Genomic DNA, 25781 nt, shown 5'->3' on the forward strand with positions numbered 1-25781 from the left:
GAGTGATTGAATGATTGAATGAGCCGTTTAAACCTATTCAATCATTCAATCACTCGATCATTCATAAATTAGGTCAGTAACATCTGCGTCAGGATAAAGTCAGCGGCTACTATGGCTACGCAACTGTTGGTTACGGCTGCTGTTGATGCCGCACCTACTTCCAGTGCGCCCCCCTGTACGTTGTAGCCACGATACGCCGAAATCGTTGAAATCAGGAAAGCGAACACGACGGTTTTGATCAGCGCGAACGTAACACCAAACGGCTTGTAATCAACCCGTAGGCCTGATACATAATCTTCTGGTGAAATAACTCCAGCCAACGTACCGGCAATATAGCCGCCCAGAATCGCCAGAAAGCCTGCCATGATGACTAATAAGGGGAACATAAGCACAGAAGCAATGACTTTCGGAAGAACCAGGTACGAGCTTGAATTGATACCCATCACCTCCAGTGCATCGACCTGTTCGGTAATCCGCATGGTGCCTAACTCACTGGCGATATTAGAGCCTACTTTCCCGGCCAACACAATACACGATAGCGTAGGAGCCAGCTCCAGAATAGAACTGTCGCGAACGATCAGAGCAATAATATTTTTGGGAACAAACGGATTGGTAAGATTATAGGCTGTTTGCACACAGGTAACGGCACCAATGAAGGTATTCACCAGGGCGACGATAAAAATAGACCCAACGCCAATAGACGTACATTCGTTGAGAATAAGCCGTAAGTAGACGCTAAGTTTCTCCCTGTTACGGAAGAGAGTGCCCAGAAAAATAAAGTAACTGCCTAATCGTGACATAAAAGCGTGTAGCGGAACAAACCGACGTTTTGCAAATCAAAGTCGGGATTATCTATTCGGGAGAACCCTCGTAAAGATAGAATGGTTTCTAACGTAACTTGCGCCGTATACTAAACCTTGTGTATTTAAGGCGGTAAGGACCCAAAGTAGATACGTTTCCATGAATCCACTCATTGTCGTAACGGGCGGCACTAAAGGTATTGGTCGGGCTATAGCCGATCGATTTGTAAGCGAAGGATTTGATGCTGTTGTTTGCGCACGCTCCATCGAAGATGTAGAAGCCCCGGATTATTGCCGGTTGCCGCTGACCTTTCCACCCAGGATGGAGTCAATCAGTTAGTGGCGTTTATCCAGTCGCTGAATCGCCCTGTTGACGTACTCGTTAACAATACAGGCACTTTTCAGCCGGGTCAGATCCACAATGAAGCCCCCGGAACATTTGAGTTATTAATGAATACGAACGTAGCCAGCGCTTATCATCTCACGCGCGGTCTGGTAAGCGATATGATTACCCGTCGACAAGGTCACATCTTTATGATGTGCTCAACAGCCAGTATTACCGCTTACACAAACGGAGGCTCTTACTGCATTTCAAAATTTGCGCTGTTGGGAATGAGCCGGGTTTTGCGCGAAGAATTGAAAGCGTATGATGTAAAGGTAACGGCTCTGTTGCCTGGCGCAACCCTTACGGAGAGCTGGGCAGGCACCGACTTACCTGAAGAACGATTTATGAAACCCGAAGACGTAGCAAACAGTACCTGGGCAGCTTACTCCCTCTCAAAAAGCGCTGTGGTCGAAGAAATTCTTATTCGACCACAGTTGGGCGATATATAAAGAGCTCAACAAACTGTTTACCACGAATCGCGATTACGCACATGGGCGGCCCCGTAACGACTTTTTTGTATCTTGCGCCCCACTTCATCAATTACAAAGCTGGCAATTAGTTTACTAAACATATTAATCCTAACGAATGGCCTCCGTTGAGTATCTGGGTATTGACGTCGGCGGCACGAACGTCAAAATGGGCATTGTTGATGCCAATACGGGTAAAATCTCCAATTTTTATAGTCACGACACCATTAGCTGGCGCCAATCGGGACATTTCATTGACCGATTTGGCGACGCTGTCGCTTTACAACTTCTGGCCAATAAAGATGTGAAAAAGGTAGGCATAGGCTTACCTGGCATGCTGAACCGAGAACGCACAGTTCCACTCGAAATAACGGCCATTCCCGAAATAAACGGTCTGCCAATGGTTGAGCTGTTGACCACGCGGTTTCCGGGCATACAGTTCTTTCTGGAAAACGACGCCAATGCAGCGGCACTGGGTGAGTACTATTTTGCAGAGGAAAAAATTACCGAGAATTATATTTTTATTACACTCGGTACTGGCGTTGGCGGAGCGGCTATTATCAATAAAAAAATCTTTACGGGTGGCGACGGCAACGCTATGGAGCCGGGACATATCCCGTCACGTAACGGTCGGGTACTGGAACGTAACATCGGGAAAAAAGAGCTGCTGGACCTGGCCAATGAACGCAGAAGCGAATACAAAGGCGATACGCATCTGCCCGATGATGGGAGTGTATCGACAACAGGTCTGGTAGCGGCCGCGGCCGAAGGTGATGAACTAGCCCTGCAAATCTGGACAGAAGTAGGCGAAATGCTTGGCGAGGGCCTGGCTTCTCTAATTAAAGTACTGGATATCAAACAAGTTCTAATCGGAGGTGGGCTGTCAGCCTCTTTTGATTATATCCTGCCCGCGGTCGAAAAAACGCTGGACTACTGGCTCAATCCGTATTACAAAAACGGCCTGAACATAAAACGGGCTACCCTTGGTAACGACGCTGGCTTACTGGGAGCGGCTTCGCTTTGTTTTGAATAATCTGGAAAGGTGAGTTAATAAAAAAGGGCGGAAGTGTGATACTCACATTCTTCCGCCCTTTTCCGCTTTATATCACGTTTACCTCTGGTGATATTACCACACCAAATTTATCCTTAACAGAATCCTGCACCTGTTTGGCGAGGTGTAAAATTTCATCGCCCGTTGCATTGCCATAGTTGACCAGCACCAGCGACTGTTTGGCATGTACACCGGCACCGCCGGAGCGATACCCTTTCCAGCCAGCCTGCTCAATAAGCCAGCCTGCGGGTACCTTCACAACATCATCGCCAATAGGGTATCCAGGCAAAGCTGGGTACTGAGTTTGCAGTGCTTCGAATTGAACTTTCGAAATTTCTGGATTTTTGAAGAAGCTCCCGGCATTACCAATTTGCGCTGGGTCGGGCAGTTTACTTTGCCGAATACGAATAACAGCTTCACTAATGGCTTTAATAGACAAGTTGCTCTCCGATACGCCCATTTCTGTCAGCGTTTCCTGAATGGCCCCGTAACGCGTATGAAACGTAGGGTGTTTATCGAGTTGAAACGTAACGTCCGTAATAACGTATTGCCCTTTCAGTTCTCGCTTGAAAACGCTTTCACGATATCCAAACGCACAGTCAGCATGAGTAAAAGTACGTTTTTCGCCACTTGCAATATGAACGGCCGTCAGCGATTCGAAAACCTGTTCCAGTTCAACACCGTAGGCGCCAATATTTTGCATTGGAGCGGCCCCAACCGTTCCAGGTATCAGAGATAGATTCTCCATGCCTGCGTAGCCATTGTGAACACAAAACTGAACCAGTTCGTGCCAGTTTACCCCCGCGCCAGCTTTTATATAGACATGCGAATCGTCTTCACGAATAAGATCAATGCCCTGAATATTCATTTTTATAACTAAGCCATCAAAATTTTGGCAAAGAAGTATGTTACTTCCACCGCCAATTATTAACTTAGTGGTTTCAATAAACTCAGTTAGGTGTAGTAATGTATAAAGATCGTTTTCGTGGCTGATGGTAACCCAATAACGTGCGATAGCATCGATCCCAAATGTATTATATGGCTTGAGCGACACGTAGCTTTGTATATTCAACATGTAGAGTACGTAGTGAATGCCCAAAATTAACCAAATACCGCGTGGGTTAATAGCAGAGTTTGACGGACTAGACAATTGAATGACGAAATAGCTAATTTTACGTCTCATTAAGCGATGATTATGCGTATCGGATCAGGCAAAATTTTTGCATTAGGGCTGTTGATTTTAACGGGCTGCGCCAGCAACCGACCGGCTACGTCGGCAAGCCGATCGGTTGTGGATTATAATAGCTATAACGAAGATTTGTCTACTGTACGACCGGTTTATAACTCAACGACTTCATCAACGCCAACTAAATCAACTGCGCCACCTGCAACTGCGCCAGCTGCTACGTCTCGAAAAAGCGAAACGCGGAAACCAAGCGCACCCGTTGAGGCCATGCATGTAAACAGGCGTCTCGATCTGGTACTTGATACGATTGCTACGCAAAACAGATCAATCCGGTATGCGCCAGGCTTTCGGATTCAGATCTATGTAGGTAATCAACGTCAGGAAGCGGACGCTGCCAAGTTATTAATTTACCAGAATTACCCTGAATTGAGCCCATATTTAAGTTATAATCAGCCAACTTATAAATTGAAAGTTGGCGACTTTATGCGCCGTTTGGATGCTGAACGCTATTACGCATCGATTCGACGGCTGATAGCATCAGCACAATTACAGCCTGATAAAGTGGACGTTAGACGTAGCTTATTAATAAAATAAGTTATATGTTTTTGCCACAAATCATTACATTTGAATTTGTTTTATACAATTTCGATCCTCCATTTTAACCATCTTAGTATTTTATAGAACATTATGAAGAAAGCATTAATTACCGGAGTTACCGGACAAGACGGAGCCTATCTGGCCGAACTACTATTAAAGAAAGGTTACGAAGTGCACGGCATTAAGCGCCGGAGCTCACTTTTTAATACACAGCGGATTGATAACATGTATGAAGATCCGCATGACAAAAACGTACACTTCAAATTACATTACGGCGACTTATCTGATTCAACAAATATTATCCGGATCATCCAGGAAGTACAGCCCGACGAGATCTATAACCTTGGCGCCATGTCGCACGTTCGGGTGAGTTTTGATGAGCCTGAATACACCGCTCAAGTGGATGGAATAGGTACACTACGTATTCTGGAAGCTGTTCGTCTGTTAGGGTTAACTGAAAAAACCCGTATCTATCAGGCTTCAACGTCTGAATTATACGGCGGTGTGCAGGGTCATGCGCAGTCAGAAACGACTCCCTTTTATCCCCGTTCGCCTTATGCAGTAGCAAAACTCTATGGCTACTGGATTACCGTCAACTACCGCGAAGCGTACAATATGTATGCTTGCAACGGCATTCTGTTTAACCATGAATCGCCACTACGGGGTGAAACATTCGTTACGCGGAAAATTACCCGCGCTGTAGCCCGGATTGGTTTGGGCCTACAGGATAAGGTCTATCTTGGCAACCTAGACTCACTACGTGACTGGGGCCATGCTAAAGATTACGTCGAAGCGATGTATTTGATTCTACAGCAGGAGAAACCTGAAGATTTTGTGATCGCGACTGGCGTAACTACCAGCGTCCGGGACTTTGTGCGCATGGCATTCGCCGAAATTGGAGTTGAACTTGCCTTCACGGGTGAAGGCTCTTCTGAGTCAGCAACTGTAGTTAGTGCCTCTAACCCAGACTTCCCGATTGAAATTGGCAAAACGGTCGTTTGTATCGACCCACGTTATTATCGCCCAACGGAAGTAGATTTATTGCTGGGCGATCCGACGAAAGCCATGACACAATTGAACTGGAAACCGAAGTATGATCTGGCTGCTCTCGTGAAAGATATGGTAACGGCCGATGTTGATCTGTTCCGTCGCGATCAGCTTCTGGCTAAGAGTGGTCATCAGGTGCTGAACTATTACGAATAGAAGATTTCTATTCGTAATAGCAATTGTCAGCTAATTTTAAGCTATTTGATACGGTCGGGTTCGAGAATCCGACCGTTTTTGTAGGCATAAAAAAAGCGTCAGGTTTGAAAGCCTGACGCTACACTATAATTAAGTTCTACCTGTTTAGACTGGAACAGCATAGTAATACATCCGCGAACTGTTTGGATACATGCCGATTAGCATGAGACCTTCACCTTCTTTTACAGATGACAGAATGGTTTGCAGATCTTTCGTCGTTTTAACGTTCTTACCGTTCGCTTTTACGATAATAAATCCTTCTTCAACATCTGTCTCAGCCAGCTTACCGTCCATGATTTTCTTTACCCGGACGCCACCGCTTACACCTAATTGTTTTGCGTCCTGAGCAGAAAGGTCTTCAAAATTGGCACCCAGCGAGCTCAAAGCCGTATTAGCAGCCGTAACTTCTGATTTTTTGATGACATCCCGGCCTCCATTACGGTTACGGAGTTCAACTTTGAAATCACGCTCCGTTCCATCCCGGTTAACCGTTACGCTCACAACATCACCTGGACGACGACGACCAATGATTTCGCGCATTTGAGCGTCTGAATCCAGTGTTTGGCCTTCCATTTTCACGATAACATCGCCTTTTTTCAGACCTGCTGCTTCAGCAGCACCTTTTTCAACAACGCTCTCAACATAAATACCACGACCAATTTTAGCGCCTTTTTCTTTAGCAACTGTGCTATTCAGCTCAATTGGCAGAATACCAATATAGCCACGTTGTACGTTCCCGTATTTCAGCAGATCGGCCGATACTTTCTTTACAAGAGATACAGGCACTGCGAATCCATAACCGCTGTAATAACCTGTAGCCGATGCGATAGCGGAGTTAATACCAACCAGTTCACCACGGAGGTTGACCAGTGCACCACCCGAATTACCAGGATTAATAGCTGCATCCGTCTGAATGAAAGCTTCTACCGGCGAATCAGGTTTAGCGTCGTTTTTGTTGATATTCTGATCAAGAATACCAATCCGGCGACCTTTGGCGCTGACGATACCAGCCGTAACGGTCGATTCCAGATCAAGCGGATAACCTACAGCCAGTACCCATTCACCTAACTTCAACGCATCAGAATCGCCGAGCGTAATAGCAGGCAAATTGTTAGCTTCTACTTTAATGACCGCTAAGTCTGTCAGCGGATCGGTACCGATCACTTTTGCTTTGAAGCTACGTTTATCGGTCATAATAACTTCAACTTCGTCAGCATCCTGCACAACGTGGTTGTTTGTAACGATGTAGCCATCCTTGCTGATAATTACACCCGAACCCGATGCCTGACCTTGCTGACGACGTGGTTGACGCTGTTGTCCACCAAATTCATCGCCGAAGAATTCCCGGAAAATATCCGGAATTTGTTGCTGACGTACCGTACGGGTCATGGTTGTACGAATGTGAACGACCATTGGCGTTACAGCTTCAGCTGCAGTAGAGAAATCGCCCGGCACAGCAGTCGGTCCACCTGGCAAAGAAGCCAGCCGCCCCGTCATTGTTGGAATTGGTGACGATTCGTTAAAAATTACATCCCGGTTGTTAAAGCCCAACAGGTTGTAAGCGGCCAGCGTTATTGCGCTCGACAGAAGAGCCATCAACGCTAATAATTTCCAGTTGCTTTTCATGGTTAAATTGGAAAATCTAATTGCTTTCTTTTTGTGTTGGAGTCAAGTTTTACTCTATCTGTATAACGGAAAGGACTCCTGAAAAATCCGGGCGATATGCGTCCTTAACAAAATTTAACAGGGCTTTGTTAAAGGGTTTCAAGTTAATAAAAAGCCCGCAGGATTTTCCTTACAGGCTTTTTATTTAGTGCTCATTCGGTTTATCCTTTAACCGCCAATTTCAATCTGACGTGGAGGCTTTATTTTGGCCTCTTCGCGCTTAGGCACTTCAATTTTCAATAGGCCATCCGTGTACGAAGCCTGAATATTGTCGGCATCCACAGAAGTGGGCAATGTGAATGTGCGTTGAAAAGACGAATAACTAAATTCCCGGCGGGTATACCGTTCGTTCGAGTTGTCCGAATCATTGATCTGCGTTTGCTGTGACCCTGAAATAGTCAGGTTATTGTGGTTTAGTTGCAGCTTAAAGTCATCTTTCTTCATACCGGGTGCCGCCACTTCTATCCGGAACCCGTCTTTATGTTCGACTACGTTTACAGCCGGAACATTGTTGAATGAAGGCGTATTGGCATTGAAAAAGTCGTTCACGTCGCGGCCAAAAAAGTTTTCGATCAACGACGGAAAGTTGTTGTTCTTGCGCACTAACGTATTCATGACTCTCTGTTGGTTTAGTGTTAGAAAATAAGTTAACAAATTCTGATATCTATATTCCAAATTCTATACCAGCCAAATTATTATATAAATTCCCGCCATTCTGACATTAAAGGGCACATATATATAGGCCATTCATTGACAAAATGACGTAAAATTGGCAGAGATCTTACTTAACGTGGGCAGAATGCAGCTGTTACGCCACAGAGCTATAAGATGAGAAGTGTTTATTTAATAGCCAGCAGCTCAAACGCTTTCTCGGCGGCTGCCTGTTCGGCTTTTTTCTTGCTGTAGCCGCTTCCTGTAGAAAAAGGCTCATCATCGACAAATACCTGAGCGATAAACTCGCGGAAGTGACTGTTTCCCTTTTCAGAGACAATCTCAAAGCGAATTTCTTTGCCTTCACGCTGCGCCCATTCAATCAGGCGGCTTTTGAAGTTACCGTTATTCTGCACTACAGACTCAATATCGTAGTGCGAAAGCAGGTCTTTCAGAATGAATCGACGGGAGAATTGAAACCCTTTATCCAGGTAAATTGCACCGACCAGAGCTTCGAGAGCGTCGCCGTACATAGAAGTGCGGGCGGGTAAGCTACGGGTTCGGCTGCCGTCGTATTCAATTAGTTGATCGAGACCTATTTTACGAGCAATGCCGTTGAGCGTCTCGCGGTTGACGATCCGAGAGCGGATTTCCGTTAAAAATCCTTCATCTTTGTAAGGGTATTTCTTAAACAGGAATTCGGCAATCACCATACCAAGGACGGCATCGCCTAAATACTCCAGGCGCTCATTCGATTCCCGAAAACCTTCAATAGCCGTTGCTTTAGAGGCCGACGTATGGCGTAGGGCTAGTTGATACAGACCCAGGTTAGAAGGCCGAGCACCGATAATATGGGCAATTGAACGGCGTAGGTTTTTACGCGAGTCTTTTTTACCAGACCGAAACCACTCAAGGGGATTTAATAAACTACGTGGCAGAGCGAGTTGCACGACTCAGCTAAGTTTACGAAAAATGACGATGGCATTGTGTCCGCCAAACCCGAATGCGTTGCTCATAACAGTTGTCATAGGACGAGCCTGAGCTACGTTGAAGGTTAGATTAAAACGCGGATCAATCTCATCGTCGTTGGTGAAGTGATTGATTGTCGGCGGAACAAGTTGATGTTCCAATGCTTTAATACACGCGATTGCTTCCACAGCACCGGCTGCGCCCAGCAAATGCCCTGTCATAGACTTGGTTGAGCTGATGTTGATTTTAAAGGAATGCTCACCAAATAGCTGATGAATTGCTTTCAGCTCCTGCGGGTCTCCAATAGGTGTTGAGGTTCCGTGGGTATTGATGTAGTCGATCTCTGTGGGCGCGATTCCTGCATCATCCAATGCATCCTGCATACCAAGAAAGGCACCTAGTCCTTCAGGATGCGGAGCCGTGATATGGTATGCGTCGGAAGACATCCCTCCGCCAATTAGCTCAGCGTAGATTTTAGCCCCCGAGCCTGTGCATGCTCGTACTCCTCAAGAATAAGCGATCCTGCCCCCTCGCCTAACACAAACCCATCCCGATCTTTATCGTAAGGCCGCGAAGCAGTCTCCGGCGAATCGTTACGTTCCGATAAGGCTCGATTGGCGTTAAAACCACCGATGCCCGCTTTGGTCACAGCCGCTTCAGATCCACCCACAACACACATGTTTAATCGGCCAAGTCGAATATAGTTGAATGCGTCGATTATGGCATTGTTTGTGGAAGCGCAGGCTGAAACTGTTACGTAGTTGGTACCCCGGAAGCCATAGCGCATCGAAATTTGTCCCGACGCGCTATCGGCAATCATTCGAACGATAAAGAACGGATTAATACGGGGTGTACCATCACCTTTTGCGTAATCGATCATCTCATCCTCAAACGATTTGAGCCCGCCAATACCGGACCCCCAAATTACGCCGACTTTGTTTTTATCGATTGTATCAAGGTTCAGATTCGCATCCCGAACGGCTTCGTCAGTAGCAATGAGCGCGTAATGCGTGAACGCATCCATCTTACGAGCCTCCTGACGGGGAATGTACTGAGTAACGTCCAGCCCTTTTACTTCGCAGGCAAACTGCGTACGAAATTTACTGGCGTCAAACTTCGTAATGGGACCGGCCCCGCTTACACCAGCGGCTAAGTTGTTCCAATAAGTGGTTACATCATTACCAATGGGTGTCAACGCACCGAGGCCGGTCACTACTACTCGTTTGAATGTCATACAGCGATACTGCGTAATGAAAATAGAAAAACAACGCCAACCCTATAGTTGTTAGCGCTGACTTTCGGATACTTTAATGGCTATGCCAAAATAGTACAAAATAGTAATGATACGGGCTTTTCTGCCAGGTATTAAAAGTACTATGTTGACTGTTGCCAGCGATTACTTACCAATATGTTTTTCCAGATATTCGATAGCTAGTCCAACCGTTGAGATTTTTTCAGCTTCGTCGTCAGGAATAGGCAGGTTAAATTCTTTTTCGAATTCCATGATCAGCTCAACTGTATCCAGCGAATCTGCTCCCAAATCATTCGTAAAGCTTGCCTCTGGCGTCACCTCTGACTCTTCAACGCCTAATTTCTCAACAATAATATTCTTAACTTTTTGTGCAATGTCCGACATTTTAGTAGTCCGTTGGAGTTTAAAAAACTGCGCAAAGAAAGGTATTTACCTTTGTATTGTCAAACAATTTTTTAATGTCACACTCGTTTACGTATCTTTTAGCAAATTATTCAAACTATTGAAAATCAGATAAATAGTATAGAATATTCATCGGCAGTCTGGGCTGCTAATGCACAAAACAGCCAAAGAAAATTCATAAATATTGTACAATATTTTATTGAAAAACGTACGTACCAAGCCTGTAATTTGATATTCAGGACTTAACGTATCACAATCGATTTGCAGATATACGTAGGGATGATTCCTGTACTTCGTATCAATACTTCAGCATCCTGGGGTTGGGTGTTACCCGTCAGAACCAGCGCCGTATCCAGACCAAACTTATTGCCCCCCAAAATATCCGTTTTAAGGGTATCGCCTACCATCAGGATATCACGCTTCCCAATATGGGCTGCATTTTCAAGACGTTCATAGGCAAACATAAAAAGCTGTGCATCAGGCTTGCCGAAGCGTATAAACTGCTTGCCAACGATGCCTTCTATCATTTTTGCAACAGCTCCAATGGCAATGGAAATTCGGGTTTTCGAAACCGGATACGTAGCATCGGTATTGGCCACTATGACCGGAATATTACGTTTTCTGAGCAGATTAACGGTTTTTGTCAGATCCGTATTCCAGTCAAATCCTTCATCATCAAGCAGCACGAGTGCATTGATGTTGTCAATATCTTTTAGGTCAACATGGCTGATAGGCAAGGTAGTCAGGCCAGTTGTTTCGAGATAATGAGCTGATTTTTCAGTGCCCAGATAAGCGACGATACCATTCCGAACTTTCAGGTCAAGGTATTCACGGGCTAGCATACCCGATGAAATGATACGTTCTGGGGTGATTGCGTAGAAGCCTTGCCGGTAGTAGGATTCGGCCAGTTCGTGCGGCCCGCGCGAGGCATCGTTGGTCAAAACATAGAAGTCTTTACCGGTTTCCCGAAGCCAGTCGAATGTATGTCCAATACCGGGGAGTAGCCCCTCTGAGTTTTTCAGAACACCAAACGCATCGAAGAAAATGACTTTATAGTTGGCCGCTACTGTTTTGAAATCAACAAGTTGCATAAGAGAATAAAATAACAGAAGAGCTTACGCTTACCTATAGATTATTCGTAAAAGTACGATGCTAGCCGAATTTTCAATCAGATTCTTTCTGTAATGTCTTAATATCAGCGATAAGTTGCTGCATGTCAAGCACAAGCGTACCGTTATAAATGCCTCGAATGCGCTTCCGTTTATCAACCAAAAGTATATGCTCTGTATGCAGAAATTCGGTGCTGTCTTTGCTGAATCCCAGCTCTTCCTCAGCGAAGTACGATCGCCGTGCTAACTGATAGATATCAGCTTTTTTACCCGTTAATAAATGCCAGTTTTTCGATGATATACCATTGGTCAGGCTGTAGGTCTTCAACCTTGCTACACTATCAATCCAGGGAGTAACACTGTAGGAAAGCAACACTAGAGTTTCGTCGTCAACAAACGCTTGTTGAACCAGCTTCATGCTTTTTGTCATGCGCGGACAAATGACTCCGCAGGATGTAAAGAAGAAATCTGCTACGTGAATTTTACCTTCAATATCTTTCTCACTAATAACTACCCCATTTTGATTTCTTAACGAAAATTTACCGATGGTATGTGGGACTTTAGCAGCCAGATCCTTTTCAGAATCAACAAAAATGGGCGTAAAAGTTGGAGTGTTATAATAAGGCAATTTGCTTATCCCGTCGTGCTGGGTGCAGCTGGCGCTAAGCAAGAGAAGGCCCCACAAACTATTTTTTGAAAAGACTGTCTGTAGCATTGACGCAATTTTTTGTACCCAACAATCCGTACCGTCTGCCTTCAATTGTTACGTAATTGGCTTTAATTTTTCCGTTGTCGTAGAACTGCTTTTGGCTACCTGCTTCGTATCCATCCTTATACGTCATCTCTTTTAACAATACTCCCGTATGCGACCACTCCCTGCAAACGCCATTGTATTCGCCATTTTCAAAATGATAGAATAATTTTTTAGCGCCATTTGGCCACCAAGCCCTGTACTCTCCAACTTTTTGCCCATCCCGAAAAAAGCGTCTTTCCATCAGACTACCATCAGCATGAAACCGCTTCCATTCACCGTGCTCTTTCCCGCTCCTGAAGCCGACAATTTCGAGCGTATCTGTTTTGTTGTCCGAAAGCCTATAAATAATACCTGTAAACGGCTGATTATCCAACACGACGATTCCTTTCTGGAATTGAACATGAATTGACGAAGCATCAAATACCGGTATCCTGTATGACGTACGAGACTCAGAACAGGATACCATTGTACAGAAAACAGCTAATATCAGTTTATCTGGAAACTGTGCCCGGCGTACCATAATAGCCACTTCCGTTTATGTAAGGATCGCTTGCCGTAATGTGATAATGATAGATACCATTGGGGTACTCGGCTGTGGCATGGGTATGCCCATGATAGGCATCTAAGGCCGAACCAGAAATGGTAGCGCTATTTTCCTCAGGCCCATAAACTGGAAATCCATCCAGTAAAAAACCCAGTAAAGCGGATTTTGAAGCTTTTACTGTAGTCAGATATAAGGGTTCCACATGATAGTGGTATTCATTCGTTTGAGCCGGATGACCCCACCATTGGTCAAATGATAACACTTCGTTTGTTAGCGGTTGATTATTACCAGCGTATTGATTGAAAAAAGGAACCCCATTCAACGAAACGCCAATGGCCCCTAAGCTGGTTGCGGTATGGGTAGTAGCGGCTTTAGGACTTAGCGGAATTTTAAACGTGAAGTTTTGCGACGCAATCGAGTTAGGGTTTTTAGAGAACTTGTTTCCGCCGAACGTAGTACCCGTAAAATTTTCGTACAGACTATTCGATGTTGGAAAATAAGCACTTTTGTGGTCGGGCGTTCCGGTTGTTTTGATGTACACATAGGTGCCATCGGTGGTAATGCTGGAAGCCCCGTAAATCTTTTTATATACATCCGGCACCCCATCACCAACGGATGTGGTGGTACTCGTTGTCGTGGGGTTAACCGAGTCGTCGCTGTTGTTACAGGAAATAAATGTCAATAGCCCCGATGTGAGAGCCAGAGCCCTGAATACTTGAAACCGATTCATACTAGTGTTAGAAATTGTCTGTCTACTTAGACGATATTTCCGCCACTTATCTACGGCTTCTGCAAATTTTATTTACGTTGCCGTCTTACATCGGCCTGTTTTCATGTCGGCAACTTTTACAATTGCTTAACCCTTTCATCGGCTGCTGAAACACTCATTCAGCATCAATCAATTCAACACCATGATAGGTCGGTCGAAACGGACATCAGAGGATCATATTCCCAATGCTTTCAAGATTTTCTCGGCGTCGAAGGTTTCAATAGACGGGAAATAGGTTTGATACGCTTCACGCTGAAGTTTGGTCGCGTACGTCCGGTGGAAAAAGTACCGGCCATATTTAATCACGTAATTAAGAATGAAAAAACGGTATGCTTCGGGCAGAAAGCGAATCTCGTTTTCTGTCAATGGATACACGGTATGATATTCCTTTAAAAACATCAGGAAACGGTCTTCCATCAGCGGGCCAATAACGTAGCTAAATACAGTACGGTCGCCAATATTGGAGACAACCCGGCTGAAAAAGTAGAAATCCATTACTCGGTAACTGACTCTAAACCAGTCATAATCCCAGCGCGAGTACAGTTCAAGGTTTGGGGTTACCGAGAAATTACCGATATTCCAGTCGACGAACACAGGCATGGTTTCAACCGTTTTCGCAACAAGTTTCTGTCGATTTTCCAGAAAAAGATGGCACTGCCGTTTTAACTCCTCAACGTGCATTCGGTGCTCGAACTGACCAACCTCCGTATCTAACAGATCAAGTAAATCCCAGACATCGGAACGTAACGTTTTGCTTGATTTAGGCAATACCGTACTTACCCGTGAACATGCCTTATGAAATTTAGCAATTTGTCGGCCCAGCATTTGAATCTGGTGTTCTTCTAACCGCTTTGGCAACTTCTGCTGAATCCGAATCGGATTATAAAACACTACCCAAGCGTCAATAAAGCCGTTTTTGTATCGATACGTATACACTTGCTCATCGCGTACCAACGATTTAGCCAACACATTCTCGAAGGGAAAAAGCAGGTTGTTCGACAGGGCATGAATAATCCGGTGATCTTCCAGAAAGTGTTCATATTTCCCAAAATAAGACAGCTTGGCTATAATATACCCACCATCTTCAAACCGTACTCTGAAAACGTGATTTGTAGAAACTCGGGCACTGATATCTTCAATGGAGTGAATCTGTACAGAGTTATCAAAATCTGCCCAAGCCTTCTTTATAATAGACTGATAATCAACAAGACGCATTAGTAATAATTTGTAGAGACGACAGCCCTAGTGTCTTTACAGGTTAAATAATTTCAAAATATCGCTTCAATTCCCAGTCACTAACCTGACGAAGATACTGTCGCCATTCCCAGTTGCGCGTACGCGTAAAGTGGTCAACAAATTCAGCGCCAAACAGTTCAGCCGCGATTGGTGAATTGGCCATTGCCTGCGTAGCCTCATCCAGATTCGTCGGCAGTATGCCGTTACGTTTGTCGGCATACCCATTGCCAACCGAGGCTGGAATATCAAGTGTTAATTTATGTCGGATTCCGTAGAGCCCTGACGCCAGCGAAGCCGCTATGGCTAGATATGGATTCGTATCTGCCCCGGATACCCGATGCTCAACGCGCGTATATGCTTGCTTATGGTTCAATACACGAAGCGCCGTGGTGCGGTTATCAACCGACCAGGTTACGGTAGTGGGTGCCCAGGCTCCTTCAACCAGCCGTTTGTAGCTGTTGATAGTCGGCGCAAACATGGGCGTAATATGCGGTAGGCAAAACAACTGACCAGCAATGTATTGACGCATTAGCTCGCTCATCCGGTTGGGCTTGCCCGTATCGAAAAACAGGTTTTCCGTTTGTGCTGGATTCCATAAACTCTGGTGAATATGCCCACTACAACCTGGCAAGTCGGCATTCCATTTCGCCATAAACGTAGCGACAATGCCGTGGCGATACGCAATTTCCTTGACCGCTGTTTTAAACAGAACCGCTTTATCGGCGGCACGGACAACTTCGTCGTGCATGATAGCGGCCTCGTAAACGCCAGGGCCGGTCTCGGTGTGCAGCCCTTCCAGAGGAATATCAAACTGGGCCAGCAGGTCAAACAAATCATGGTAAAAGGCACTTTCGAGCGAAGGGCGCAGGATCGAGTAACCAAACATACCGGGCGTTAGTGGCTCCAGTTTTAGAAAGCTCTTCTCCTGTAAACTTTGGGGCGTTTCACGGAAGTTGAACCATTCAAACTCCTGCGCAAATTCAGCATGAAAACCCATTTGCTGACTTTGCCGGGCTATACGCTTGAGCAAGCTACGCGGACAGGCGGCCAGCGCATATGTATTGGATTGCTTATCGGCAACCTGACTGAAATCAGCTAAAAAAAATGGAATATTATCTTCCCAGGGCAATTGCCGAAAGGTCGATACATCAATCTTAACCGGGGCATCTGGGTAACCAGAATGCCAGCCAGTAGTACGTCCGTTATCGTAAGGAGTGTCGGACGAATCCCATCCCCAAACCACGTCGCAGAAGCCAAATCCGTCGGTCAGTCCGTCCAGAAACTTCTGCCGATGAATGATCTTACCGCGCAGTACGCCGTCAATATCCGTAAATGCATATTTGATTTTTGGACTATCGCTCTGGTTGATGAAGTCAATAATATCTTGCTGGTTCATGGCGTGAGGCATTTCTGCAGAACATTACCCGGCAATACGGACTGATGTAGCCAATTGGCGGGCAAAGTTAGGTGGGTGAAATTTACGCAGCATTAATTATTTACATGATCCAGATTAAAATGCAGGCCGGTGTTTTCGCGACGGGCCATTGCCATTTTAATGACGAGATAGGCCACTTCAATCATGTTCCGTAATTCACAGACCGGTACCGAAACTTTGGATTGCCGATACAATTCCTCATGCTCCAGGTAAATTAACTCAAGCCTGTCCATAGCGCGTTTTAAACGCCGGTTGCTACGTACAATTCCAACGTAGTTCGACATGATCGATTCCAGCTCTTTCTTCATCTCTGTCACGAGCACCAACTCTTCAGGGTGGGTTGTTCCTGCATCGTTCCATTCTGGAATATTATCCGGCGAAACAGCCTGGTCCAGTAGAGCAACGGTTTTTTCATAAGCCCGATGACCGAACACAACCGCTTCCAGCAGTGAGTTAGAGGCTAACCGGTTGGCGCCGTGCAGACCTGTACAGGAGCACTCACCTACGGCATACAAAAACTGAATGTTCGTTTGTCCCCACTCATTAACTCGAATTCCCCCACACAGATAATGCTGCGCAGGCACGACCGGGATATAGTCTTTGCGCAAATCAAGGCCAAGTTGATCCCGGCAATACGCGGTAATGGTAGGAAAATGCTCGATGAATTTTTCGTAATCGCAATGAGTAACATCCAGATAAACATGCGAGTCCCCTGACTTTTTCATTTCCAGAGTCAATGGCACGGGCAACAATATCGCGCGGGGCCAGTGACAGTCGTGGATCGTAGTTTTCCATGAACGTTTCCCCTTTTTTGTTACGCAAAACTCCGCCAAATCCACGTACTGCTTCTGAAATCAGGAAGTTTGGTTTCTTTCCAGGCTCATATAGCGCCGTTGGATGGAACTGAATAAATTCCATGTCTTTGCCAATGCCTTTGGCCCGATACGCCATCGCAATTCCGTCGCCAGTGGCAATACTGGGATTTGTTGTGCTTTGGTAAATATTGCCAATACCACCGGTGGCCAGCAAGGTTGTTTTAGCCAGAAATTGTTCGACTTTACCCGTCTGCGTGTTCAGTACGTATGCCCCAAAGCATTTATTATCGGTGTCGTACCGATGAACGGTTTCACCAAGCTGGTGACGTGTAATAAGCTCTACGGCATAGAAATGCGTGAAAATCTCAATGGCTTTCAGGGAGTTGGCTTTTTCGAGCAAAGCCCGTTCAATCTCGGCACCAGTAATGTCTTTGAAATGAAGAATGCGAAAATCAGAGTGCCCTCCTTCTTTTGCCAGATCGTAGTCGGAACTTCCATGCTCTTTGTCGAAGCGGGTACCGTAATCGATCAGCTCCTGAATGCGAACGGGGGCTTCACGAACCACAATTTCAACGATACGGCGGTCGCTCAGAAAATCGCCAGCCACCATCGTATCCTCGATATGCTTCTCAAAGGAGTCATCATCCGACCATACTGCCGCAATACCGCCCTGAGCGTATTTAGTATTGGTTTCATCGGCCTGAACCTTTGTAATGACGCCTATACGAACGGGCTGCTGTAGCTTTTCAAAATGCATGGCCAGTTTAGTGGCGTAGCTCAGGCCCGCAATCCCGGAGCCGATAACTAAAAAATCGAATTGATGGGGCATTGTTTTTGGCAATTGAACGACTACCTTTTTATGGTCAGTAGTCAGAGGAGGGTGGGCTTGCTAATTACTAATATGATTTCAATCACTTACTCAACTCCAGCATCCGCGCTACGGATTCATACGCTTTCAGCCGTACATCTTCCGGCACAATAATTTCCGGTTGTTCATACAGCATGCAATTGTACAGTTTTTCGAGCGTATTCATCTTCATATACGGGCATTCGGAACAGGCACAGGTATTGTTCTGACTAGCTGGAGCCGGAATAATTTTCTTGTGTGGTACGGCCTGCTTCATCTTATGCAGAATCCCCGCTTCGGTTCCCACAATAAACGTCTGCTCAGGGCTATCAACGACGTATTTCAGCAGAGCCGTTGTCGATCCAACGTAATCGGCTTCGCTCAGGATATGCTCCTGGCATTCGGGGTGGGCAATGAATTTGGCCTCAGGGTATTCGACCCGAAGCTTGTGTAGCTTTTCGAGCGAAATATCGATGTGAACGATGCAGGCTCCGTCCCACAACACCATATCCCGACCCGTTTTTTTCGAAACAAACCGACCCAGATTGGCATCGGGCGCGAAAATGATTTTCTGGTCTTTGGGCAAACTCTCTACTATTTTCAGCGCGTTCGACGACGTAACGATGATATCGGAAAGCGCTTTGATTTCGGCAGAACAGTTGATATACGACAGTACAATATGATCGGGATACTGTGCTTTAAACTCCGCGAATTTATCGGCAGGCGCTGAATCAGCCAGGGAGCATCCCGCGTTTAAATCCGGAATGACGACTTTCTTCTGAGGAGAGAGCACCTTAGCTGTTTCGCCCATAAAATGCACCCCACAAAACACAATCATATCGGCGGGGGTAGCGGCTGCCTGCTGACTCAACCCAAGGCTATCGCCAATGTAGTCGGCTATGTCCTGAATAGCGCCATCTACGTAATAGTGCGCCAGGATAACAGCGTTCTTTTCTTTTTTGAGCCGATTTATTTCAGCTACTAAATCTATGTCTTCCGCAACGGGCTTATTGACGTACCCTACTCGTTGTACTTCTTCCAGGAGTGCTTCCATTGATTTTATGAACTCGGTTTTACTCTAAACAACTGTCGGGTTGAAAATGTCACTACGCCATTGGCAGTTACTGGTTTCAGCAGAACGAATCTATCCGCATCAGACAATCCACGCCGGGCGAATTTCAGTAAATCGTTTGGGGTTTCAAACACTCGATCGTATTTGATTAGTTTTGGGAAAAGCAACCTACCCTATGGCCGACGATTTTCTTCGCTTACGAATTGTCAGGATTCAGCCCGAAACGCCAGATGCCAGAAGCTATTTTCTAGAATCCGTCAACGATCAGCCTGTCACCTACCGAGCCGGACAGTTTCTTACCCTTATTTTGCACCACAATGACCATGAAATTCGCCGGTCGTATTCTCTTAGTTCGGCGCCCGGCGAACCGCTACGTCTGACGATAAAGCGTGTGCAAAATGGTGAAATCTCACGTTACCTGCACGATACGTTGAGAGAAGGCGACATATTAACGAGTTTACATCCAACAGGTCGGTTTACGCTGGACGACAGTCAGGCAGGCGATGTATTACTGGTTGGGGCAGGAAGTGGCATTACGCCCTTGTTTGCTCTCTTAAAACAGGTTTTATATTCCGACTCGACCAGAAAGGTCACGCTGCTTTATAGCAATTCAACAGAACGTAGCATTATTTTCTATCAGGAATTAGATGAGCTCCATCATCAATTTCCGGATCGCTTTCGGCTACTCCATCTGTTGAGCAATCCCTCCGAAAACTGGCAAGGGTTTCGAGGTCGGCTGAATAACGTAATGCTTGAGCGTCTTCTGCCAGATTTAGTTGGCACATCTAATCCCGAAACTATCCGGTTTTATATTTGCGGCCCCGGCGATTACATGCGGATGGTGCAGTTTACGCTGGTATTCAGTGGTTTTCAGCTTAACCAGATTCGTCGGGAGAATTTTGTCGTTGAGCCGATTTTTGTGTCGCCACCACCCATTATAGCACAAGACCGGACCGTTCTGCTACGTTTTCGAGGGCGCGATATTGAGATTCAAGTGCCGGCTTATAAATCCATTTTGCAGGCTGCCCTCGACGAAGGCCTGTCGCTGCCATTTAGCTGCCGGGGTGGGCGTTGCTCTACCTGTGCGGCACGTTGCCTGTCTGGCCGTATTCACATGACCATCAACGATGTACTCACCGATCAGGATCTTGCCGAAGGCTGGGTACTTACCTGCACCGGCTACCCGGAGAGCGACGGCGTTGTCATAGAAGTTTAGCGAGGAAAGAGTCGCTTGTACTTCTCTTTCCTCGCTATTATTATTAAACCACTTTTGTTTTTAGAAACGCTATAAGCACATCCAGTCCTTTCTGGTAATGGTTGTTGTTCGGAATAACGATGTCGGCTTCGTCCTTATGCGGCTTCACAAATTCTCGATAGGCAGGCCGTACATGGTGTTTCCACTGATAATTAATCATCTCTTCCGACAAGCCCCGTTCTGCTTGGTCCCGAATCATGCGACGATCCAGTTTAATTCTGTTTTTAGCAGTTATATACACTTTCAGATCCAGTTGGCTGGCAACATCTGGAAAATGGAAAACGAACAATCCTTCTACAATAATAATTGGTGTAGGACGGTACGTCAGGGTGCGGGGTACGGCGCTGGGATTATTGAACGTGTACTCAGGCGTTTCAACCGTTTTACCCGCGTGGAGTTGACTCAGGTGTTCGGCAAACAGCTCATGGTTAATCGTACCCGGCAGATCAAAATTGTAAACGCCGTTCTGATCAATTGGAATAAGATCAAGCGTACGGTAGTAATTATCCTGAGAGATCAGGCAAATCTGATCGTGAGGAAAGGCGTTCAGAATATCTTTCAGAAATGAGGTTTTACCAGAAGCACTGCCGCCTGTTATGCCGACGATGAATGGTTTGGTGGCCATGATGAAGTGGAATTAGTAATAAAGTAAGTACGGTGAATTAACAACAAAAAAAGCGGTCCACTTGCAGGAAGTGAATCGCTTTTTGACAGTACATAACCAAAACGAGTTAGGCAACAATGGCTTCAGCCAATACCAATACTTTGTTCTGAAGAACTTCAACTACGCCCCCGTCAACTGTAAATGTTTGCTGACCCGAACCGGTTTCAACAATAACCTGTCCACGGTCGAGCGTACTCACCATCGGCGCGTGATTGTTCAGTACCTGAAACTGGCCTTCAGTACCCGGAAACGTAACAGCGGTCGCTTCGCCTGAAAATACCTTGCGGTCGGGGGTAATAATATCTAATGTCATGCTATCGAATGATAAATAATGGATAATGAATGAGTTGCAGAGCGCATTTACAATTCATCATCCATCATTTTTATAAGACTCCTTTTACAAAATTCAGTACACTGCCAATCTGTGTTTTGGCGGCAGGTTCAGCCGCTTTGGCAATTAAGCCACCCTGATCGAGTTTACCAACCGTCGATAAGGCAGACGTAACCAGTGACTGACCAGACGATTGACCGCCTAAAACCGACAGAGCACTGCCAATTCCCGATAAACCGCTCGTCAGTTGGCTTCCCTTGCCAAGTAAAGACCCAGCCGCTAATATGCCTTCAAGTTGGTTTCCACCGGAGGCCAGTTTCGCTAAACTAACTGCTTTTCCCAATACGCCGTTGCCCAGAGCCCCCGAAGGAATCAGAGGAAGCAATGCTTTTAATTTGCTCGCCTGAGCCAGCAGTTTATCTTTAAACGAAGTTGGTTTGCTTTGTGCCTGCGCTTCCAGGCCCGCTATTCCGCTTTTAAGTTCCTGCGTTGTTGCAGCCTTATCGCCTTTGTCCAGTGCAGCTACAGCAGCGTCTAGATGAGTAATTGCTGTGTTATCATCCTGTACTAAGGCGGGGATAATAGCACCCACAACCGAAGCTGATTGCACCAATGGCACTGGCGATTGAGCCAGCGTACTGGTTGTTACAAACAAGCTTGCAGCTAAAACTACCCCTCCTATCGTCAATCGCATCGTTTTCATAAAACTTTAACAGATTTCCAGTATCAAAACTATTAGACTTCGGAGAGGAGAGTTAGTTTCCGGTATATTGTTAACAAAAGATTAAATTATATACCGGAAACCTTTGCTACTGACCTGCTTCTTTAAGCATTCTTTCCCCTTTGGCAACTGCATCTTCAATTGTCCCAACAAGGTTAAAGGCGGCCTCTGGCAAGTGATCATATTTACCATCAATAATTTCGTTGAATCCCTTGATGGTGTCTTCAATTGGAACCAGTACGCCTTTCAGACCGGTAAACTGCTCAGCCACAAAGAACGGCTGCGACAGGAAGCGTTGTACGCGACGAGCACGAGCAACGACCAGTTTATCTTCTTCAGAAAGTTCTTCCAGACCCAGAATGGCAATAATGTCCTGCAATTCTTTGTAGCGTTGCAGAATCTCTTTCACGCGCTGAGCCGTGTTGTAATGCTCATCGCCAAGGATTTCGGCGGTCAGAATCCGCGAGGTCGAATCGAGGGGGTCAACAGCTGGATAGATCCCTAACTCGGAGATTTTACGGCTCAATACCGTGGTAGCATCCAAGTGAGCGAACGTTGTAGCCGGAGCTGGGTCAGTCAAGTCATCGGCAGGTACGTAAACGGCCTGTACAGACGTAATCGAACCGCGTTTGGTCGACGTAATACGCTCCTGCATCACACCCATTTCCGTAGCCAGCGTTGGTTGGTAACCTACAGCCGACGGCATCCGACCCAGCAGAGCCGATACTTCCGAACCCGCCTGCGTAAAACGGAAGATGTTGTCAACGAAGAACAGGATATCCCGACCAGCGCCTTCACCGTCACCATCACGGAAGTGTTCCGCAATCGTCAGACCAGATAGAGCTACCCGGGCGCGGGCTCCCGGTGGCTCGTTCATCTGACCGAATACGAAGGTTGCCTGACTTTTAGTCATTTCCTCCATATCAACTTTGGTCAGGTCCCAGCCACCTTCTTCCATTGAGTGCTTAAATCCTTCACCGTATTTGATAATACCGGCTTCGATCATTTCGCGGAGGAGGTCATTTCCTTCACGGGTACGTTCGCCAACACCAGCAAATACCGACAGGCCCGAATAAGCCTTGGCAATGTTGTTAATCAATTCCTGAATCAGTACGGTTTTACCAACACCGGCACCACCGAACAGACCAATCTTACCACCTTTTGCGTAAGGCTCAAGCAGGTCAATTACTTTAATTCCTGTAAACAGAACTTCGGTTGACGTAGCCAGGTCCTCAAATTTGGGAGCACTACGGTGAATGGGCAGGCCAACACCCGTCGATTTAGGTTGTGGAATACCATCAATAGCTTCGCCAACAACGTTGAACAGACGTCCCCGGATACCTTCGCCCGCTGGCATCGTGATCTGGTGGCCCAAATCGATAACATCCAGGCCACGGTACAGACCATCCGTCGAGTCCATCGCAATAGCCCGAACGCGGTCTTCACCGAGGTGTTGTTGTACTTCCAGAATTACTACCTGTCCGTTGGCTTTAGTTACTTTCAGAGCGTCCAGAATGGCGGGAATCCGTGTGCCTTCGCCCTCGAAGCTCACGTCCACAACCGGACCGATTATTTGCGTAATCTTACCCGTATTGACTGCCGTTGCCGTTGTCATTTGTATATACTATAGCTTATTTAAAAAGTTGCCCATTGTTTGGGACTGCAAAAGTAGGAGAAAAACAGCGTAAGGTCAAGGAACAAGTTACTCATTTTCCGAGGGATTACTAACCGAATGCGTTTGGTAGTAAGGTTTTTACGCAAAAAGATAAACAAAAGGACCCCGGAGCGGATTTGTACAAAAGTTAGTTGACCGTCAGTAGCCGCGGGTCGATAGCCAGTAGTTTGCAAACAGCGATTTGCGCCTGCATATTGACGAACCACTATTAAGCGTTCACCATTGACTCAACAATTTCTTTTCATGCTCCAACAACGATCGAGTGGTTTGTTGCTCCATATAACGTCGCTTCCTTCGGCACACGGCATTGGCGACCTAGGCCCTGAAGCCTACCGATTTGCTGATTTCCTGGAAGCGTCCGGACAAACGTACTGGCAAATTTTACCCCTTACACCGGTTGATCCGGGGGCTGGTTTTTCACCCTATAGCAGTCCATCAGCTTTTGCTGGCAACATCCTGATGATCAGCCTGGAAAAGCTGGTTGATGAGAAGCTATTAAGTCAGAAAGAATTAGATATATTCAATGAACAGCCTGTTCACGACGTAACGGTCAGTGAACCGCCCAGCGTGTCGGGTGATACGGCTCCAACCATACTGGCTGGCCCTCTTGTGCTCGCCCCCAATATTATGCATGCCGCCTGGATTAAGAAACGGCCGCTTCTTCAACAGGCGGCTGAAGTCTTCCTCAGCGATGCGACACCCGCTCAACATAGTGATTATGAACGGTTTTGTAACTGGCAGTCTGACTGGCTGAATGATTATGCCCTCTTTACGGCATTACAGGAAGAAACCGGCGAACCCAGCTGGATACGCTGGCCCAGCGAACTCGTCCGGCGAGAACCGGCTGCGCTGGCACGCCAGACAAAACTTCTGCATAAGCGTATTGAGGTAGTCAAAGTGCTTCAGTATTTCTTTATGCGCCAGTGGAACGAGTTGACAGCTTATTGCTATGACAAAAAAATTCATTTGATCGGCGATATTCCCATCTACGTGCAATTCAATAGTGCTGATGTTTGGGCAAATCCAACGCTGTTTAAACTCGATGAGAATTTTCAACCCTTGTTTGTAGCTGGTGCTCCACCCGATTATTTCAGCGAGTATGGTCAACGCTGGGGAAATCCGATTTACGATTGGGCTGAGCACGAACGTACTGGTTTTCAATGGTGGATGCATCGACTGCGACACCAGATGTCGCTGTATAGCCTGACCCGGCTGGATCACTTTCTGGGCTTTGCGGTGTACTGGGAAATTCCGGCTCACGAACCCACTGCCAAAGTGGGCGAGTGGGTAAAAGCACCAATCGAAACGTTTATGCACGCCATGCACCGCCAGTTTGTTAACTTACCCATTATTGCCGAAGATCTGGGCGCCAAAGCTGCTGAAATACAACCTTATCTGCGTCATTACGGCATACCGGGAATGCGTGTCATCCAGTTTGGTTTTGGCCACGACATGGCCACCTCAACCTATGCGGTTCATAACCACACGGAAAATTTCGTCGTCTACTCGGGTACGCATGATAACAATACAACGTTGGGCTGGTTTCGTGAATCGGACGAAATGCACCACCGACGCATGCACGAATACCTTGGCTTTAAAGTGACCGAGAAGAACGTAGTAGACCAAATCTGCCGGTTAACGATGCAATCAGTGGCTCGCCTGGCCATTATGCCGGTTCAGGATATTTTAAACCTTGACGAAACCAACCGAATGAACACGCCCGGCCTGGGGGGACGTAGCTGGCAATGGCGCTTACAACCGGGGCAGCTGACAAATGCAGTCGCAAAAAAATTACTGAAGCTTACCCGAATGACAGGGAGAGGGTAAAATTGTTTTTTAAGTGTGCTGAATGATACGTGGTATTAGGCTCCGAACCTGACACCACGT

22 protein-coding genes and 3 pseudogenes are annotated in these 25781 nt (G+C 46.3%); 6 read left to right on the plus strand and 19 right to left on the minus strand.

Features of this window, described 5'->3' with window-relative positions; all coding sequences use genetic code 11:
• Window positions 1-68: 68 nt before the first annotated feature.
• The gene (locus LN737_RS02845; RefSeq protein ID WP_405516041.1) at window positions 69-800 is read right to left on the minus strand and encodes an ABC transporter permease; all 732 of its coding nucleotides are present in this window, start codon (window positions 798-800) and stop codon (window positions 69-71) included.
• 160 nt (window positions 801-960) lie between these two features.
• Between LN737_RS02845 and LN737_RS02850 the strand changes: the two are divergent.
• Both LN737_RS02850 and LN737_RS02855 read left to right on the plus strand, forming a co-directional pair.
• Window positions 961-1634: pseudogene (locus LN737_RS02850) on the plus strand (SDR family oxidoreductase).
• A 136-nt stretch (window positions 1635-1770) separates the two neighbouring features.
• Window positions 1771-2685 carry an ROK family protein gene (locus LN737_RS02855; RefSeq protein WP_405516043.1) on the plus strand — a complete coding sequence of 305 codons (915 nt, stop codon included), beginning with the start codon at window positions 1771-1773 and terminating at the stop codon, window positions 2683-2685.
• A 67-nt stretch (window positions 2686-2752) separates the two neighbouring features.
• Here the strand turns inward: LN737_RS02855 and murB are convergent, their stop codons facing one another.
• Complete coding sequence (gene murB / locus LN737_RS02860; protein WP_405516045.1) at window positions 2753-3778, minus strand: UDP-N-acetylmuramate dehydrogenase; 1026 nt, start codon at window positions 3776-3778, stop codon at window positions 2753-2755.
• A gap of 114 nt (window positions 3779-3892) precedes the next feature.
• On the opposite strand from murB, the gene LN737_RS02865 reads away from it, so the two are divergent.
• Together LN737_RS02865 and gmd are read left to right on the plus strand one after the other, a co-directional pair.
• Window positions 3893-4483: an SPOR domain-containing protein gene (locus LN737_RS02865; protein ID WP_405516047.1), complete on the plus strand. Its 591-nt coding sequence runs from the start codon at window positions 3893-3895 to the stop codon at window positions 4481-4483.
• A 93-nt stretch (window positions 4484-4576) separates the two neighbouring features.
• A complete protein-coding gene (gene gmd / locus LN737_RS02870; protein WP_405516049.1) occupies window positions 4577-5689 on the plus strand; it encodes a GDP-mannose 4,6-dehydratase in 1113 nt (370 codons plus the stop codon).
• Window positions 5690-5833: 144 nt separating this feature from the next.
• Here gmd and LN737_RS02875 read toward each other — a convergent pair whose 3' ends face one another.
• From LN737_RS02875 to nadA, 13 genes and pseudogenes are all read right to left on the minus strand, one after another.
• The gene (locus LN737_RS02875) at window positions 5834-7354 is read right to left on the minus strand and encodes a Do family serine endopeptidase (protein ID WP_405516051.1); all 1521 of its coding nucleotides are present in this window, start codon (window positions 7352-7354) and stop codon (window positions 5834-5836) included.
• 207 nt (window positions 7355-7561) lie between these two features.
• Window positions 7562-8008: an Hsp20/alpha crystallin family protein gene (locus LN737_RS02880; protein WP_405516052.1), complete on the minus strand. Its 447-nt coding sequence runs from the start codon at window positions 8006-8008 to the stop codon at window positions 7562-7564.
• A gap of 224 nt (window positions 8009-8232) precedes the next feature.
• The gene (rnc, locus tag LN737_RS02885) at window positions 8233-8994 is read right to left on the minus strand and encodes a ribonuclease III (RefSeq protein WP_405516054.1); all 762 of its coding nucleotides are present in this window, start codon (window positions 8992-8994) and stop codon (window positions 8233-8235) included.
• A gap of 3 nt (window positions 8995-8997) precedes the next feature.
• A pseudogene (gene fabF, locus LN737_RS02890) lies at window positions 8998-10247 on the minus strand (beta-ketoacyl-ACP synthase II).
• A 162-nt stretch (window positions 10248-10409) separates the two neighbouring features.
• A complete protein-coding gene (locus LN737_RS02895) occupies window positions 10410-10649 on the minus strand; it encodes an acyl carrier protein (RefSeq protein ID WP_018617787.1) in 240 nt (79 codons plus the stop codon).
• Window positions 10650-10909: 260 nt separating this feature from the next.
• Entirely contained in the window at window positions 10910-11758 is an 849-nt protein-coding gene (locus LN737_RS02900) for a TIGR01459 family HAD-type hydrolase (RefSeq protein WP_405516055.1), read from the minus strand.
• A gap of 73 nt (window positions 11759-11831) precedes the next feature.
• Window positions 11832-12491 carry an SCO family protein gene (locus tag LN737_RS02905; protein WP_405516057.1) on the minus strand — a complete coding sequence of 220 codons (660 nt, stop codon included), beginning with the start codon at window positions 12489-12491 and terminating at the stop codon, window positions 11832-11834.
• On the minus strand, window positions 12463-12996 hold the full coding sequence (locus tag LN737_RS02910; RefSeq protein ID WP_405516059.1) for a toxin-antitoxin system YwqK family antitoxin: 534 nt from the start codon (window positions 12994-12996) through the stop codon (window positions 12463-12465). The genes LN737_RS02905 and LN737_RS02910 overlap by 29 nt, the downstream gene beginning before the upstream one ends.
• 25 nt (window positions 12997-13021) lie before the next feature.
• Entirely contained in the window at window positions 13022-13804 is a 783-nt protein-coding gene (locus tag LN737_RS02915) for a YHYH protein (RefSeq protein WP_405516060.1), read from the minus strand.
• A gap of 213 nt (window positions 13805-14017) precedes the next feature.
• Window positions 14018-15058 carry a hypothetical protein gene (locus LN737_RS02920; protein ID WP_405516062.1) on the minus strand — a complete coding sequence of 347 codons (1041 nt, stop codon included), beginning with the start codon at window positions 15056-15058 and terminating at the stop codon, window positions 14018-14020.
• Between the two features lie 43 nt (window positions 15059-15101).
• The gene (locus tag LN737_RS02925; protein WP_405516063.1) at window positions 15102-16475 is read right to left on the minus strand and encodes a glutamine synthetase family protein; all 1374 of its coding nucleotides are present in this window, start codon (window positions 16473-16475) and stop codon (window positions 15102-15104) included.
• 92 nt (window positions 16476-16567) lie between these two features.
• Window positions 16568-18158: pseudogene (gene nadB / locus LN737_RS02930) on the minus strand (L-aspartate oxidase).
• Window positions 18159-18240: 82 nt separating this feature from the next.
• Complete coding sequence (gene nadA, locus LN737_RS02935) at window positions 18241-19230, minus strand: quinolinate synthase NadA (RefSeq protein WP_405516065.1); 990 nt, start codon at window positions 19228-19230, stop codon at window positions 18241-18243.
• A 193-nt stretch (window positions 19231-19423) separates the two neighbouring features.
• Between nadA and LN737_RS02940 the strand changes: the two genes are divergently transcribed.
• Window positions 19424-20464 (plus strand): 2Fe-2S iron-sulfur cluster-binding protein, encoded by a 1041-nt coding sequence (locus LN737_RS02940; RefSeq protein ID WP_405516067.1) that lies wholly within the window; start codon window positions 19424-19426, stop codon window positions 20462-20464.
• Window positions 20465-20507: 43 nt separating this feature from the next.
• Here the strand turns inward: LN737_RS02940 and udk are convergent, their stop codons facing one another.
• The 4 genes from udk to atpD all read right to left on the minus strand — a co-directional run bounded on the left by udk (window position 20508) and on the right by atpD (window position 23834).
• Window positions 20508-21128 (minus strand): uridine kinase, encoded by a 621-nt coding sequence (udk, locus tag LN737_RS02945; RefSeq protein WP_405516069.1) that lies wholly within the window; start codon window positions 21126-21128, stop codon window positions 20508-20510.
• Window positions 21129-21234: 106 nt separating this feature from the next.
• Window positions 21235-21480, minus strand: a complete 246-nt coding sequence (gene atpC / locus LN737_RS02950; protein WP_405516071.1) for an ATP synthase F1 subunit epsilon — start codon at window positions 21478-21480, stop codon at window positions 21235-21237.
• Between the two features lie 70 nt (window positions 21481-21550).
• Window positions 21551-22201, minus strand: a complete 651-nt coding sequence (locus LN737_RS02955) for a hypothetical protein (protein WP_405516073.1) — start codon at window positions 22199-22201, stop codon at window positions 21551-21553.
• Window positions 22202-22307: 106 nt separating this feature from the next.
• Window positions 22308-23834: a F0F1 ATP synthase subunit beta gene (gene atpD / locus LN737_RS02960; RefSeq protein WP_405516074.1), complete on the minus strand. Its 1527-nt coding sequence runs from the start codon at window positions 23832-23834 to the stop codon at window positions 22308-22310.
• A gap of 303 nt (window positions 23835-24137) precedes the next feature.
• On the opposite strand from atpD, the gene malQ reads away from it, so the two are divergent.
• Window positions 24138-25721 carry a 4-alpha-glucanotransferase gene (malQ, locus tag LN737_RS02965; RefSeq protein WP_405516076.1) on the plus strand — a complete coding sequence of 528 codons (1584 nt, stop codon included), beginning with the start codon at window positions 24138-24140 and terminating at the stop codon, window positions 25719-25721.
• Window positions 25722-25781: the final 60 nt, after the last annotated feature.

This window comes from Spirosoma sp. KNUC1025, from assembly GCF_045160025.1.
Classification (GTDB): Bacteria; Bacteroidota; Bacteroidia; order Cytophagales; family Spirosomataceae; genus Spirosoma.

Bases quoted from the DNA above. Each gene is read 5' to 3' on its own strand.
- LN737_RS02925 (WP_405516063.1), bottom strand. From the start codon at position 16,475: ATGAACCAGCAAGATATTATTGACTTCATCAACCAGAGCGATAGTCCA.
- murB (WP_405516045.1), bottom strand. From the start codon at position 3,778: ATGTTGAATATACAAAGCTACGTGTCGCTCAAGCCATATAATACATTT.
- LN737_RS02895 (WP_018617787.1), bottom strand. From the start codon at position 10,649: ATGTCGGACATTGCACAAAAAGTTAAGAATATTATTGTTGAGAAATTA.
- LN737_RS02900 (WP_405516055.1), bottom strand. From the start codon at position 11,758: ATGCAACTTGTTGATTTCAAAACAGTAGCGGCCAACTATAAAGTCATT.
- LN737_RS02880 (WP_405516052.1), bottom strand. From the start codon at position 8,008: ATGAATACGTTAGTGCGCAAGAACAACAACTTTCCGTCGTTGATCGAA.
- LN737_RS02855 (WP_405516043.1), top strand. From the start codon at position 1,771: ATGGCCTCCGTTGAGTATCTGGGTATTGACGTCGGCGGCACGAACGTC.
- malQ (WP_405516076.1), top strand. From the start codon at position 24,138: ATGCTCCAACAACGATCGAGTGGTTTGTTGCTCCATATAACGTCGCTT.
- atpD (WP_405516074.1), bottom strand. From the start codon at position 23,834: ATGACAACGGCAACGGCAGTCAATACGGGTAAGATTACGCAAATAATC.
- udk (WP_405516069.1), bottom strand. From the start codon at position 21,128: ATGGCCACCAAACCATTCATCGTCGGCATAACAGGCGGCAGTGCTTCT.
- atpC (WP_405516071.1), bottom strand. From the start codon at position 21,480: ATGACATTAGATATTATTACCCCCGACCGCAAGGTATTTTCAGGCGAA.
- LN737_RS02845 (WP_405516041.1), bottom strand. From the start codon at position 800: ATGTCACGATTAGGCAGTTACTTTATTTTTCTGGGCACTCTCTTCCGT.
- LN737_RS02875 (WP_405516051.1), bottom strand. From the start codon at position 7,354: ATGAAAAGCAACTGGAAATTATTAGCGTTGATGGCTCTTCTGTCGAGC.
- LN737_RS02915 (WP_405516060.1), bottom strand. From the start codon at position 13,804: ATGAATCGGTTTCAAGTATTCAGGGCTCTGGCTCTCACATCGGGGCTA.
- LN737_RS02905 (WP_405516057.1), bottom strand. From the start codon at position 12,491: ATGCTACAGACAGTCTTTTCAAAAAATAGTTTGTGGGGCCTTCTCTTG.
- LN737_RS02940 (WP_405516067.1), top strand. From the start codon at position 19,424: ATGGCCGACGATTTTCTTCGCTTACGAATTGTCAGGATTCAGCCCGAA.
- LN737_RS02955 (WP_405516073.1), bottom strand. From the start codon at position 22,201: ATGAAAACGATGCGATTGACGATAGGAGGGGTAGTTTTAGCTGCAAGC.
- LN737_RS02910 (WP_405516059.1), bottom strand. From the start codon at position 12,996: ATGGTATCCTGTTCTGAGTCTCGTACGTCATACAGGATACCGGTATTT.
- LN737_RS02865 (WP_405516047.1), top strand. From the start codon at position 3,893: ATGATTATGCGTATCGGATCAGGCAAAATTTTTGCATTAGGGCTGTTG.
- gmd (WP_405516049.1), top strand. From the start codon at position 4,577: ATGAAGAAAGCATTAATTACCGGAGTTACCGGACAAGACGGAGCCTAT.
- nadA (WP_405516065.1), bottom strand. From the start codon at position 19,230: ATGGAAGCACTCCTGGAAGAAGTACAACGAGTAGGGTACGTCAATAAG.
- LN737_RS02920 (WP_405516062.1), bottom strand. From the start codon at position 15,058: ATGCGTCTTGTTGATTATCAGTCTATTATAAAGAAGGCTTGGGCAGAT.